This is a genomic window from Streptomyces sp. NBC_00019, from assembly GCF_045041015.1.
GTDB lineage: Bacteria > Actinomycetota > Actinomycetes > Streptomycetales > Streptomycetaceae > Streptomyces.
Genome location: NZ_CP108302.1, coordinates 3,898,832 through 3,912,770, shown reverse-complemented (window position 1 = coordinate 3,912,770; position 13,939 = coordinate 3,898,832). Strand labels below are relative to the sequence as shown.

Annotated in this window: 10 protein-coding genes; 6 read left to right on the top strand and 4 right to left on the bottom strand. The window is 70.0% G+C overall.

Translation table 11 applies throughout. The annotated features are described in order from the left end of the window. Nucleotides 1-75 precede the first annotated feature (75 nt). Complete coding sequence (locus OHU89_RS18535; protein WP_405644281.1) at nt 76-3,369, bottom strand: S8 family serine peptidase; 3,294 nt, start codon at nt 3,367-3,369, stop codon at nt 76-78. 239 nt (nt 3,370-3,608) lie between these two features. After that, nucleotides 3,609-4,136 (bottom strand): CGNR zinc finger domain-containing protein, encoded by a 528-nt coding sequence (locus OHU89_RS18530; RefSeq protein WP_405644280.1) that lies wholly within the window; start codon nt 4,134-4,136, stop codon nt 3,609-3,611. A gap of 110 nt (nt 4,137-4,246) precedes the next feature. On the opposite strand from OHU89_RS18530, the gene OHU89_RS18525 reads away from it, so the two are divergent. From OHU89_RS18525 to OHU89_RS18500, 6 genes are all read left to right on the top strand, one after another. After that, nucleotides 4,247-4,690: a VOC family protein gene (locus OHU89_RS18525; RefSeq protein ID WP_405644279.1), complete on the top strand. Its 444-nt coding sequence runs from the start codon at nt 4,247-4,249 to the stop codon at nt 4,688-4,690. Between the two features lie 2 nt (nt 4,691-4,692). Continuing rightward, nucleotides 4,693-5,589: a pyridoxamine 5'-phosphate oxidase family protein gene (locus OHU89_RS18520; RefSeq protein WP_405644277.1), complete on the top strand. Its 897-nt coding sequence runs from the start codon at nt 4,693-4,695 to the stop codon at nt 5,587-5,589. A gap of 9 nt (nt 5,590-5,598) precedes the next feature. Next, nucleotides 5,599-6,045 carry an NUDIX hydrolase gene (locus tag OHU89_RS18515; RefSeq protein ID WP_405644276.1) on the top strand — a complete coding sequence of 149 codons (447 nt, stop codon included), beginning with the start codon at nt 5,599-5,601 and terminating at the stop codon, nt 6,043-6,045. A gap of 231 nt (nt 6,046-6,276) precedes the next feature. Continuing rightward, the gene (locus tag OHU89_RS18510) at nt 6,277-8,040 is read left to right on the top strand and encodes a TIGR03767 family metallophosphoesterase (protein WP_405644274.1); all 1,764 of its coding nucleotides are present in this window, start codon (nt 6,277-6,279) and stop codon (nt 8,038-8,040) included. A 95-nt stretch (nt 8,041-8,135) separates the two neighbouring features. After that, nucleotides 8,136-9,281, top strand: coding sequence for a serine hydrolase domain-containing protein (locus tag OHU89_RS18505; RefSeq protein WP_405644272.1), 1,146 nt, complete (start codon nt 8,136-8,138; stop codon nt 9,279-9,281). A 174-nt stretch (nt 9,282-9,455) separates the two neighbouring features. Then, a complete protein-coding gene (locus tag OHU89_RS18500; protein WP_405644270.1) occupies nt 9,456-9,857 on the top strand; it encodes a hypothetical protein in 402 nt (133 codons plus the stop codon). 92 nt (nt 9,858-9,949) lie between these two features. Here OHU89_RS18500 and OHU89_RS18495 read toward each other — a convergent pair whose 3' ends face one another. Next, nucleotides 9,950-10,996 carry a hypothetical protein gene (locus tag OHU89_RS18495; RefSeq protein ID WP_405644269.1) on the bottom strand — a complete coding sequence of 349 codons (1,047 nt, stop codon included), beginning with the start codon at nt 10,994-10,996 and terminating at the stop codon, nt 9,950-9,952. Between the two features lie 245 nt (nt 10,997-11,241). After that, nucleotides 11,242-13,815: an aminopeptidase N gene (pepN, locus tag OHU89_RS18490; RefSeq protein ID WP_405644267.1), complete on the bottom strand. Its 2,574-nt coding sequence runs from the start codon at nt 13,813-13,815 to the stop codon at nt 11,242-11,244. Nucleotides 13,816-13,939 lie beyond the last annotated feature (124 nt).

Sequence of the window (13,939 nt, the reverse complement as noted above, 5' to 3'; positions counted from 1 at the left end):
CACGACGAAGAGGCAGGCACGACGAAGGGGCGGGCGCCCGATGGACGTCCGCCCCTCCTTTGTCGTACCCGCAACCTACGGGGTGACCTTCTCGATCTTCACGCTGCCGATGCCCGCGACCGTGCCGCGAGCGTTCACCAGCTGGACCTGACCGAAGAACTCACGGCCCTCAGGAGCGGCCGCCAGGGCGGTGACGTCCGCGGTGACGTCCGCGGTGCCACCCGTGCCCAGCTTCACCGCGACCGAGTCGTCGACCGTGACGGCGCCCAGGGCGGCGGAGAAGAACACGTCCTGGTAGTCGTAGGCCGTCGAACCGGCCGGGATCGCGTAGCCGATGACCTGGATGGTGTAGGTACCGGCGGCGGGGTTCGCCACCGAGACGGACTCCTCCGAGTCACCGTCGGCGGAGGAACCGGCCTCCTCGCCGTTGCCGTCCAGGACGACCAGGTCGAGGTCGGCGGCCGCGTCGGAGACGTTGCCGATGGCGACGTCCAGCGACTTGGCACCCTCGGGGACCTCGACGGTGGTGACCTGGGTGTCGCCTTCGGCGATGGTCGGGCGGGCCGACTTGGCCGAGCCGAGCGGGCCGCCGACGAGCTTGCCGTCGAGCGCGGCGAAGTTGTTCGTCACCTTCCAGGAGGCGGCGGTCGGGGTGCCGACCTTGGCCTCGGGCACGGTCACGACCTCCGGGTCGAAGGCCGCGCCGAGGACGGTGACGTCCAGCTTGTACGGGTTGTCGAGCAGCGGCGACGTACGGCGCGACTCGACCTCGATCTCCCAGACACCGGCGACCGGGTCGGCGTACGAACGCACGTCGGGGCGGCAGCCGTTGCCGTCGAGGTAGTTGTTGTAGCAGTTCGGGGTGCTGGTCGAGTCGACCGGGACGCCGTACGGGTGGATCGCGATGAACCGGGTCTGGCTCTTGTCCTTCAGCCCGCCGATGGCGACCTCGAGGGACTTGGCGCCCTCGGGGACGGTCACGAAGTACGACTGCGTGCTGTTGCGCTGGACCGTGCCCGCCGCCGCGTAGGTGTACTTCAGCGGCGCCGAGACCACGACCGTGTTCAGGATCTGCTTGTCGACGCCCTCGGTCCTCGGGTCGTCGACCTCGAGGATCGCGCTCTTGAGACCGGCGGTCGGCGACTTCGCGGCGATCTTGACGGTGACCGGCTTGTTCAGCTCCAGCTTGACCTCGTCCGAGCCGACGATCGAGAAGGTGCCGGAGGCGTTGTTCTCGAGGTGCAGCTCGTGACGGATCGCCTTGTCGGCGCCGGACGTACGGGTGACGGTGACCTCGTACGACTTCTTGACGCCGGCCTTCAGGCCGCCCTCACGGTCGTAGATGCCGGTGCCGAAGCCCGGCGTCTTCAGGAACTGGTCGACCGCGGTGTCGACCGGCGCCTTGACGGTGTAGTCGTGGGCGGTCGCGCCGTCCTTGATGGAGTCCCAGGCGTCCTCGATGTTCATGAGGCCCGCGCCCTCCTCGTACGCCTGCACCCCCTTGATGTGGTCGGCGGTCGAGGTCAGCGCCGTGCGCAGGGTCTTCGGGGTGAGCGCGATGCCCTTCGCCTTGGCGGCGGACAGCAGCAGCGCCGAGGCGCCCGCGGCCTGCGGGGAGGCCATCGAGGTGCCCTGGAGCATGCCGTAGCCGGCGGGCAGGGAGTAGCCGGACTCGGCGACCGGGGCGCCCGGCAGCCAGGTCTGGATGGTGTTGACCGAGGCACCCGGGGCGACGAGCGTCGGGGTGAAGCCGCCGTCCTCACGCGGGCCGCGCGAGGAGAACGGCATCATCGCGTACGACTTGGACACGACCGAGCCGTAGTTGGAGTACCACGTCGCCTTGGAGATCGAGGCGCCGACGGAGATCACCTTGTCGGCCAGACCGGGGTCGCCGATGGTGTTGGCACCCGGGCCGGAGTTGCCGGCCGAGATGACCAGCTGGACGCCGTAGGTGTCGATCAGGCGGGTGTAGAGCTCGGCGCGCGCGTTGTTGCCGTCGTTCAGCGCGGGCAGACCGCCGATGGACATGTTGACGATGTCGACACCGCGGTTGGTGACGAGGTCGATCATGCCCTCGGTGAGCGCGACGTTGGTGCAGCCACCGGTCCAGGTGCAGGCACGGGAGGAGACGACCTTCGCGCCCGGCGCCGCGCCGTTCATCTTGCCGCCGAACAGGCCGTTGGCGGCGGTGATGCCGGCGACGTGCGTGCCGTGCTCGGACTCGATGACGCCGACGTTGACGTAGTCGGCCTTGTCGCCGGCCGCGTTGAAGACGACGTCCTTGCGGATCTCGACCACGAACGGCTGGCGCTCGACGACGTCGGTGGACGGGTTGTCGGTACCGAAGTAACCGACCTGGAACCCGTTCTTGTACGGCTTCATCGCCGCGTCGTCGGTGAAGTCGTTGTTGTTGTTCAGGTCGACCCGGACGGTGCCGGCGGCCGCGTCGTAGAGGACGCCCCAGACATCGGTGGTGTCGCCGTCGCGGTTGGCATCGCCCTTGGCGTCGCCGCCGGCGGTGGCCGACTCGCGGAACAGGTTGAACTGGTAGGCGCCCGCCGGGGCCTGCCAGGTGGCGCCCGCGATGGTGAAGCTCGGGCCGCTGACCGGGTTGTTCATCCGGCGCCAGGTGGCGTCGGCGTCGCCTACCGGATCGGTGGCCGTCACCCAGTCGACGATCTTGCGCTCACCGGTGGTGGTCTTCTGCAGTGCCGGGTGGCCGAGGTCCACGCCGGAATCGAGGACGCCGATGGTGATGCCGCGGCCGTCCGCCTTCGGGTGGTCCTCCACGAAGTCGACGGCGCCCGTCTCGAAGGACGGGTTGTACGGGTTCTCGGCGGGAGTCTTCTTGCCGGGCGCCGCGGGCGTGGCAGCCTTGCTCGCGGCTGCGCCCTTGGCGGTGTCCGCGCTCGGCGTCGGGTCGTCCAGCGGGATCTCCTGGCGCAGGTCGATGCCGTGCACGGAGGAGAGCTTGACGGCGGCGGCGATGGCCGAGTCCGCCTTCGCGGTGGGGACGGTGGCGCGGACGTAGCCGACCTTGTCGAAGGTGCGGCCCACGAGGCCGCCGGCCACGGCGTCCAGCTGCTTGGCGACCTGCTCGGTCTGCCCCGGAGCGGTCGCGATCATCATCGAGACGTTCTTGTCGCCGTCGGCCTTCGCCTCGGCGAGCAGGTCCGCGTCGTCCGAACCGAGCTTGTCGTGAGCGGACTTGACGCTCGGGTCGGCCGCGGCGGGCGCGTCGGCAGCGGCGACGGCCATGGGAATCGGCCCGGCCGCGGAGAGTGCGGCCACGAGACCGGCGGCCACGGCTATACGCACCACGCGTCTCGCGCCGCCCGATATCGGTTCGCGCTGGGGGGTGAGGGTCATCGGCATCCCTTGTAGGTAAAGGAACGTGCGGTAGCGGCCGGGGCCGATCGGTCCTGACCGCGAAGGTCCGGAAATGCGACCCCGGACGATCGCACAGCTTTACGCATGGGAAGGATGTTTAGGGAGAGTTGACCGAATCGATATGGGCGTATGGGGAAAACCCGCGATCCCCTTTAGGGAGATGGTCGACCAAAGGGACAACTCGCCCTGCTGTCTCTCAGGTTTCTCTGGTACAGCTCTCAACTTTCCTTGGTACGCGCGTAGTGCCGCGACGCCTTCGCCCGGTTTCCGCAGGCCGCCATCGAGCACCAGCGGCGCGTGCCGTTCCGCGAGGTGTCGAAGAAGTGCAGGATGCATGCCTCGTGGGCGCAGCCGCGGATCCGGTCGGGCGCGGTGCTGAGAAGCTCCAGGTAGTTGCGCGCGGCGAGCCAGGCGGGCCCCCAGGCGGGGTCGCGGAACTCCGGAACCTCGCCGGGTCCTTCCGTGGTGAGGGTGGCCCGGATCCGGCCGTGCTCGAGGACGGCGTCGAGGGGTGCCGCGGCCGCTTCGTGGACGGACTTGTGCAGCGCGTCCCGCGCCTGGAGCGCATGTCGCAGAGTGGGCGCATCCGCCTCGAACCGACCGTCGAGTGCGTTGGCTCCGAGCCACACCGCCAGCCCGTCGACGTCGGTCAGCAGATCCTGTACGGCCCCCTCCCGCATCCACCGAGTGTTGAGCAGGTCGAGCGCGAGGGGCTCGCCGGTGAGGGGACGGGGGTCGGCGGACATGTGGAGGCTCCCTTCCGTGCTAACCGCTCAAGAGTACGTGACTGGTTGCGCGGGCTGCGTATAACCCTTAATGTTGTTTTGACAGGTTAGATCAGCTGAAGGGGACAGTCATGACCTTGCGCACCGGCCACATCGGTCTGAACGTCACCGAGCTCGACCGCTCCCTCGCCTTCTACCGCGACGTCCTGGGTTTCGCCCTGATCGGCGAGGGCAAGGAGGAGGGTCGGCGGTACGCCTTCCTGGGCGACGGCGAGAGCCTCGTCCTCACGCTCTGGCAGCAGGCCGACAAGGGCTTCGCGGGCGACCGCGCCGGACTGCACCACCTCGCCTTCGAGGCGGACTCGATCGAGCGGGTCAGGGAGTACGAGCAGGCGCTGCGGACGTACGGAGTGGACTTCGCCTACGAGGGGGTCGTCGCCCATCGCGAGGGCGCGGCCTCGGGCGGCATCTTCTTCCACGACCCGGACGGCACCCGCCTGGAGATCTCCGTGCCGAGCGGCGCACAGGGTGCGCCGGCACCGGCCGAGTCGGCTCCCACCTGCGGCTTCTTCTAGACATGGGCGTCTATCACGCGGGCGCACGGACCGTGCAGGACCGGGTCGGGGTGCGGGAGCAGGCGGACCACGTGGGGCGGGCGATCGGCGAGGGCGTCAAGCCGGTCGCGGCGGCCTTCCTGGAACTCCAGCCGCTCCTGGTCCTGGGCGCCGCCGACCCGTCGACGGGCCGGGTCTGGGCCTCGCCGCTCTCCGGGACGCCGGGGTTCGTCCGGGCCACCGGCCCCGACCGGATGTCGGTGGCCGGCGGGGTCCCGGAGGCCGACCCGCTCGCCACCGCCCTCGCCACGCCCGGCACACCCGTCGGCACGATCGCCCTCGACCCCCGCACCCGCCGCCGTATGCGCCTGAACGGCCGACTCCGGCCGACGGCACGGGGATTCGCGGTGGAGGCGGAGAAGGTGTTCGCCAACTGCCCGAAATACCTCCAGAGGAGGGAGTCGTACGAGGTGGTGGGCGACCGGGAAAGGGGAGTTGCGGTACGGGGAGGTGAACTGGGTCCGGAACAAGCGGAGTTCATTGCCTCGGCCGACACGTTCTTCATGGCGACCGTGCACTCCGGCACCGCTGCCGAGGCCAGCCATCGGGGCGGCAACCCCGGCTTCGTGCAGGTCGATTCACCACATGAGCTGAGCTGGCGGGACTATCCGGGCAACTCCATGTTCCTCACCCTGGGGAACCTCGCGGCGGACCCGAGAGCCGGGCTGCTGTTCCTGGACTGGACGAGCGGGACGACACTGCAACTGACGGGCGAGGCGCGGACCGAGTTCGGCGGCGAGTTCGGGACGGAACGCCGGGTGCGGTTCACGGTGACCGAGGTGGTCGAGACGCCCTCGGCGGTGCCGCTGCGCTGGTCGGCGCCCGAATACTCGCCCGCGAATCCGGAGCCGGCGGGCTAACTTCCGTACATGCGGAAGAAGCTGAGGGTGGCGGCCTACGCCATGTGTGTCCGTGACGGCAAACTCCTGCTCGCCCGCTGGATCGGCGACGACGGCAGGCCGGAGTGGATCCTTCCGGGCGGCGGGATGGAACACGGGGAGGACCCGTACGACACCGTCCTGCGGGAGGTGGACGAGGAGACGGGCTACGCCATCGAGATCACCGGACTGCTGGGTGTGAACACTCGCCGCCACACCTACACCCGCCGCTTCGGCCGGGTCGTCGACCACCACGCGCTCCGGCTCGTCTACGAGGGCCGGATCACCGGCGGTGAGCTCCGCCACGAGATCGGCGGCTCCACCGACATGGCCGCCTGGCACGACCTGGACGCGGTCGCCGAACTGAACCGGGTGTCACTGGTCGACATCGGGCTGCGGCTGTGGCGCGAGCGGCCGGCGGCGGGGCGGGCGGTATAGCGGTCGTACCCACGAAAATGAACACGGAGTGACCGCCTCCCGGCGGTTCGAGGAGCGGTCGTGGGCGCGGAGGGGCGCCCAAGATCCACGTACGTGATCGGTGTTGCGCGTTGCGGTCTCGTTCACGCGCAGGTCATTCCCGGTGCCAACGATCCAGAGCGAGCGGGTTGTTCGCGACAGCGAGCTCCCCGCGACCACTGCCGACGCGTTCGCACTCGGGGAGACCGCGCCATGTCGCGCACACGCTCTGTCGTCACCTCCGCCCTGGCGGTCAACCGCCGTACCGTCCTCGCAGCCACCGGCGCCGCAGCCGTCTCCGCGGGTGTCGGTTACGCCCTGCGGCCCACCGACAGCCAGGCCGCCACCACCACCGGCACCGCTGCGGAGGGGGCGCCCGTCGCCCAGTCCCGGCAGGCCCCCGCCGTCCCGCTCGCCCCGTACACCCGGGGCACGACCGTCGCCACCGTCGCCGCCGCCCGTACCGCCTCCGGTTTCCGTCGCCTCGGTGACGGTCCCGGCTGGGAGCGGGTGGTGCGCAGTGAGCTCGCCGCACCGAAGGCGGGCCGCGCGGGCCGCCGTACCGCGCTCGCCGCGTTCGTCCAGCTCACCGATCTGCACCTGATCGACGCCCAGCACCCGCTGCGCCTGGAGTACCTCCGCTCGACCGACGTGCACGCCTGGCGGCCGCAGGAGGCGCTGACCGTGCACGGGGCGATCGCGCTCGTGGAGCGGATCAACGCGCTGCGCGGCGCCCCCGTCACCGGTGCTCCGCTGCACTTCGCCATGACCACCGGCGACAACACGGACAACAACGCCAAGTCCGAGCTGGAGTGGTTCCTGAAGGTCATGAGCGGTGGCCGCGTCACCGCCAACACGGGTGACCCGCGGCAGTACGAGGGCGTCCAGAACAGCGGGATCAAGCAGTACTGGCAGCCCGACACCACCGTCCGTGACGCCGACAAGCAGCGCGGCTTCCCGCACCTCGACGGCTTCCTGGCCGCCGCGATCCGCGAGCTGAACAGCCCCGGCCTCAACCTTCCCTGGTACTCCACGGTCGGCAACCACGACTCCATGCCGCTCGGCTGCTACGCCTCCCACGGCGACTCCTGGCTCACCGAGTACGCCGTCGGCGGCAAGAAGCTGATGAGCCTGCCCGCGGCCGAGGCCAAGAAGCTCCAGGACGCCATCAAGAAGGCCAAGGACCCGGGGGGCGTCGGCTTCCGCGACCTCCTCAAGGCCCACGCCCGTGACATGCGCTCGGTGACCCCGGACGAGCTGCGGGCACCGTTCACCCCGCGCGAGTACGTGCAGGCCCACCTGGACCCGGCGTACCGGGGTCTCGGCCCGGTCGGCCACGGCTACTCCACCGCCAACCTCGACGCGGGCACCCAGTACTACTCCTTCCGCATCGCCGAGGACGTCATCGGCATCAGCCTCGACACCACCGACGCGGGCGGCCACTACGAGGGGTCCGTCGGGACGGCCCAGATGAAGTGGCTGGACAGGACGCTGAAGGACAACAAGGACTCGTACGCCGTCGTCTTCAGCCACCACACCAGCAAGTCGATGGACAACACCCGCCCCGACCCCGCCCGCCCCGGCGAGCGCCGCCACACCGGTGCCGAGGTCGTCACCCTGCTCGGCCGTCACCGCAACGTCCTCGCCTGGGTGAACGGCCACATCCACCGCAACGAGATCACCCCGCACGCCGTCGGCAACGGCCGTTCCTTCTGGGAGATCTCCACCGCCTCCCACGTCGACTACCCCCAACTCGCCCGCGTCGTCGAGCTGGTGGACAACAAGGACGGCACGATCTCCCTCTTCACCACCTGCGTCGAGTCCTCGGCCCCGCACCGCACGGACTTCGCCGACCTCTCCCAGACCGGCCTGTCGGCCTTCTACCGCGAGCTCTCCTACAACGCCCCCGGCGGCCGCACGGACCTGGCGGGCACGACGGGCGACCGCAACACGGAGCTGGTTCTGAAGAAGGGCTGAAACCCGATCAACCGGCTCGCCCGGCTCAACCTCGGCGATCTCGGCCGGGTCTCCTCCCCCGACCACGCTCGACGAAGAGCACAAAGGGGAGAGACATGACCGTACGGACGACTCTCGTGGCGGCGACGGCCGTGGCGCTGTCACTGGCCCTGGCGGGCCCCGCGTTCGCGGCGGCACCCGCCAGAGGTGACCACGAGGCGACCCGCGAGGCGATCGAGGCCGCGGTGAAGGACGGCGTGCCCGGGGTGACGGCGACGGCGAGGACCGGACACGATGTCTGGGCCACGACCGCCGGTGTGGGCAACCTCCAAACGGACCAGCCGCGTTCGGTCAACGACCGCTTCCGCGTCGGCAGCATCACCAAGACCTTCGTGTCGACGGTGCTGCTCCAACTGGAGGCGGAGGGCCGGCTGTCGCTGGACGACAAGGTGGCGAAGTGGCTGCCGGGCACGGTTCGGGGCAACGGCCACGACGGCCGCCGGATCACCCTGCGCCAGCTCCTCAACCACACCAGCGGCATCTTCAACTACACCGCCGACGAGGACTTCGGCAGGACGTACTTCCTCAAGGACGGCTTCTTCGAGCATCGCTACGACACGAAGGCGCCGGCGGACCTGGTGGCCATCGCGATGACCCACAAGCCGGACTTCGCGCCGGGCACGTCCTGGAACTACTCCAACACCAACTACGTCCTCGCGGGCATGGTGATCGAGAAGGTCACGGGCAGGCCGTACGGGGACGAGGTCCGCCGGCGGATCGTCAAACCCCTGTCCCTGAACGCCACCTCCGTCCCCGGTACCCGGGTCACCGTCCCGGGGCCCAGCAGCCGCGCCTACTCCAAGCTCGCCGAGACGGCGACGGGACCGACGTACGACGTCACGAAGCTGAACCCCTCGCTCGCCTCCTCGGCGGGTGAGATGATCTCGGACTCCTCCGATCTGAACCGCTTCTACTCCGCGCTGCTGCGGGGCAAGCTGCTCCCGCCGAAGCAGCTGAAGGAGATGAAGACGACGGTGCCGGTCGAGGTCATCCCGAACGCCGGCTACGGCCTCGGGCTCATCGACCGCAAGCTGTCGTGCGGCGTCCACGTCTGGGGCCACGGCGGCGGCATCCACGGCTCGACCTCGGAGGCGGTGACCACGGCGGACGGCCGCCACTCGCTCGCCCTCAACTTCAACGGGGACTGGTCGGGGGACACCGATGCCGTGATCGAGGCGGAGTTCTGCGGCAAGGAGAGCTGAGGCGCCGGGCCCTGACGTTGCCAGGTTTTTCATTGACAAGGGTTCAGGGGAAAGTCGAAGATCCGCTCGATATTCATGGGATTTTCGAGGCGGCATATCGTGGCGTTGGGTCTGGCTGGTCGGGTCGTTCGGCGGTCGCAGGGGTTCCTGGAGCCCGGTGAGCAGGTCCGGCGCGTGGTGTTGGCGCAGGGTGGGCTCAATCCCTGGTTGCAGAACGTCTTCTTTCTGAGTGGGCTCATCGGGGCGCGTTTCGCCGTCGCCTCGTGGGGCGGGCCGGGCGTTTTCGATCTGCTCTGGAGTCTTCTGGGGGCGATGGCCGGGGCCTTTCTCGCCACCGTGTTCATCAGCCGGCGTGTGGTGTTGATGACCGACCGGGGTGTGGTCGTGCTGGAGTACGGGCGGCTCGGGGGCGTGAAGCCGACGCGCGTGCTGGCGCGGTTGCCGTTGGGTACGGGAATGGGCCCGCTGTCCGGGCTGTGGGCGCGGACCGAGCTGGCCGGTGAGCGGCTGTGGGTGCACAGGAGATGGCACCGGGATGTCGCTGCGCCGAGGGCGCCTCACGTCGGTAGGCGGTAGGCGGTAGGCGGTCGCACGCATGAGGAGGGGCCGCCGATCCCCCTCCGATCGGCGGCCCTCCTCTCCCCTCCTGATCCCGCCCCGGTCCGTCACTACCGGGGCAGCACCACGACATACGCCGCCGGATCGCGGTCGCCCGACGCCATGAGCGCCGTGCGGACCACCGCCGCCTGCTGTTCCGCCGCCTCGCGGAGCTTCTTCGGGGTGATGTGGACGACCGTGATACCGAGGCGCTCCAGGTGTTCGCGCTTGCGGGCGTACTCGGACCACAGGGCGTCCTCGTCCTGGCGGGGGGCCCGGGTGTCCAGTTCCACGGCCACCGCCTGCTCCGGCCAGTACGCGTCCAGGCCGCCCAGGTGGGGGCCGCCGGGGAGGCGAAGGTCGACGTTCCACACCGGGTCCGGCAGGCCGTGCTCGCGGACCATGCGGTACAGGCGGTCCTCCGCGATCGCCCGGACCTCCGCGAGCAGGGAGTCCACCGCGTCCACCACGTGCGGGCGGCTCAGCAGCTTCGCGTTGTTCAACTCACGGACCACCGCCGCCGGTTCGCAGTGGCCGCCCCGGACCGCTTCCGTGAGCAGACGGCGTACCACTCCCGCGTCCGACAGTTCCGCCACCGCGTCGGCCAGGGCGCGGGGCACCGGGGCCACCGGGAGGCCCGTGACCTGTTGCGGGGCCGGCATGGACGTCGTACGGACGATGCGGGCGCAGCCCGTCGAGCGCAGCCGGCGCAGGCGTGGGGCCAGGACGTCCAGCTTGTCCAGCGACATCAGCGGGGGCGCCGAGGTGAAGCCGTGCAGCGTCAGGGCCGCCAGGCCGGTGAGCATCGCCTCCGCGTACGTCGGGGCGTGCGGCTGCTCGGCTCCGGGCTGGGCCGGGACCCCCGCCGGGCGCTCCTTCGCCGTGTACATCAGGACCGCGTGCAGGCGCTCCTCGCTGGTCGGCGGGCCCGGGTGGAGCAGGATCACGCCCGGCAGGAGCTGCTGCCAGGGGCCGCCGGGGCGGCACTGCTCGTTCGTCTCGGACGAGGAGACGCCGTGCGACCTCAACTGCGCGGCCGTCATCACCCGGCGGTGCACCTCCGAGAGGTGGCGGACCGGGCGGGGGGAGAGCGGGGGGACCGGGGTGTTGTGGTTCATGCAGCGGGGATTCCCGCCGTTGATCTGATTCCTAACCCCTGTTACGTGCCTGTCGACGAATGCGGACAAGGCGGTACTAAAGGACGGGTGTTCGGATGCCGAGTAGGCAGCGAAAACCCCTGGTCCGAATGGGTTGGACCAGGGGTTACGGCCGCTATTGCCTGAATTTCGTAACGGCTACCAAGAGCCCAAACTCAGGGCAGAGATCGGTAGGGATCGGTAGGGATCGGCGGCAGTGCGACGGTTCAGTCCGCCGTCGCGTCGCACTCCTGTCCGCGCAACGCCCTTGCCAGGTCGTCCCTCGCCTCCAGCACCAGACGGCGAAGGGCCGGGGCGGCTTCCTCGTGCGCCGCCAGCCACGCGTCCGTCGCCTCCACCGTCGCCTGCGACTGCTGCAGCGACGGGAACAGGCCGCCGACCACGTCCATGCCGATCTGGATCGAGCGGTCCGTCCACACCCGCTCGATCACCTCGAAGTACTTCGACGCGTACGGCGCCAGCAACTCCCGCTGCGAGGACTGGTTCCAGCCCGAGATCGTCGCCCCGACCAGCGCGTTCGAGAGGGCGTCGGACTCCACCACCTGCGCCCACGCCTGCGCCTTCACCGCGGCCGACGGGCGGGCCGCCAGACAGCGGACCTGGTGGCGCTTGCCCGACGCCGTGTCGTCGCGGGCCAGTTCGGCCGCGAGCGCCGACTCGTCCGCCACCCCGTGCGCGGCCAGCGGCTCCAGGAACGCCCAGCGCAGCTCCTGGTCCACCTCCAGGCCGTCGATCTTCGCCGTTCCCTCCAGCAGACCCTGGAGCAGCTGGAGATCGGCCGCACCCGACGCCACCGTCGCGAAGAACCGCGCCCACGCCAGCTGGTGCTCGCTGCCCGGCCCCGCCAGCCGCAGCTCCTTCAGCGCGCCCTCGGCCAGCAGCCGCTCGCCCGTCGGACCCCACTCCGGGGCCACGTAGTTGACCAGCGAGGAGTTCGCCCACGCGTGCAGCATCTGCAGCACACCGATGTCCGACTCCCGGCCCGCGAACCGCAGCACCAGGTCCACGAAGTCCCGGGCGGGCAGCAGCGCGTCCCTCGTCATGTTCCACAGCGCCGACCAGCACAGGGCCCGGGCGAGCGGGTCGGTGATGTCCCCCAGATGCCCCTTGAGGGTCTCCAGGGAGCCCGAGTCGAACCGCGTCTTGCAGTACGTCAGGTCGTCGTCGTTGACCAGCACGAGCTCCGGCGCCTGCGCACCCGCCAGCTCCGCCACGACCGTCCTCGGACCCTCTACGTCCACCTCCACGCGCGCGTACCGCTCGACCGCCCCGTCAGCGCTCTTCCGGTACAGGCCCACCGCCACCCGGTGCGGGCGCAGTTCGGGGTGGGACTCGGCGGCCTCCTGGATCACGGCGAGCTCGTCCACCAAGCCCTCGGGGTTCAACAGCACCTGCGGGGTCAGTGAGTTCACCCCTGCCGTCTGGAGCCACGACCGCGACCACGCCGCCATGTCCCGGCCGCTGGTCTCCTCGAGGACCGACAGCAGGTCACCGAGGCGCGTGTTGCCGTACGCGTGCCGCTTGAAGTAGCGCCGCGCGCCCTCGAGGAACGCGTCCTGGCCGACGTACGCCCCGAGTTGCTTCAGGACCGAGGCGCCCTTGGCGTAGGTGATGCCGTCGAAGTTGAGCTTGGCGTCCTGGAGGTCGCGGATGTCGGCCGTGATCGGATGCGTCGACGGCAGCTGGTCGGCGCGGTACGCCCAGGCCTTGCGGCGGTTGGCGAAGGTGATCCAGGCGTCCTCGAAGCGGGTCGCGCCGACGTTGGCGAACGTGCCCATGAAGTCCGCGAAGGACTCCTTCAGCCACAGGTCGTCCCACCACACCATGGTGACGAGGTCGCCGAACCACATGTGGGCCATCTCGTGCAGGATGACGTTGGCCCGCGCCTCGTAGGACGCCCGCGTCACCTTGCCGCGGAAGATGTACTCCTCGCGGAAGGTCACCAGGCCCGGGTTCTCCATCGCGCCCAGGTTGTACTCGGGCACGAACGCCTGGTCGTACTTCCCGAAGGGGTACGGGTAGTCGAAGTGCTCGTGGAAGAAGTCCAGGCCCTGCTTGGTGATCAGGAAGACGTCGTCGGCGTCGAAGTGCTTCGCCAGTCCCTTGCGGCACAGGGCGCCGAGGGGGATCTCCAGCGTCGTACCGTCGCCCAGATCACGGGAGTAGGAGTCCGTCACGTAGTGGTACGGACCCGCCACGACACAGGTGATGTACGTCGAGATCGGCTTCGTCTCCGCGAAGCGCCAGACGCCCTCGGACAGCTCCCCGGCTCCGTTGCTCCACACCGTCCAGGCCTCCGGCGCCCGCACCTCGAAGCGGAACGGGGCCTTGAGGTCCGGCTGCTCGAAGTTGGCGAAGACGCGGCGGGAGTCGGCCGGTTCGTACTGCGTGTAGAGGTAGACCTCGCCGTCCTCGGGGTCGACGAAGCGGTGCAGGCCCTCGCCGGTGCGGGAGTAGGCGCACTGGGCGTCGACGACCAGCTCGTTGTCGGCGGCCAGGTCCTCCAGGGCGATCCGGGAGCCGTCGAAGACCTCGCTCGGGTCCAGATCCTTGCCGTTGAGTGAGACGGCCGTCACACTCGGCGCGATCAGGTCCGCGAAGCTGGAAGCGCCGGGCTCGCTGCACCGGAAGCGGATCGTGGTCACGGACCGGAAGGTGCGCGGCGCCTCGTCCCCGCCGCCCACGGCGGAGCGGACGTCGAGGGACACGTCGTACCCGTCGACGGACAGCAGGGCGGCCCGCTCCCGGGCCTCGTCGCGGGACAGATTCTCACCGGGCACGGGCGGCACTCCCTCGGGGGGTGTTCGGTATGTGGACAGCACCGATCCTGCCATGTGCCCCTGACGCGCGGCAGCAGGGAATGACGGGCGGCAGCGGGAATGGGGCGGGGCGCGGACGGCGTTC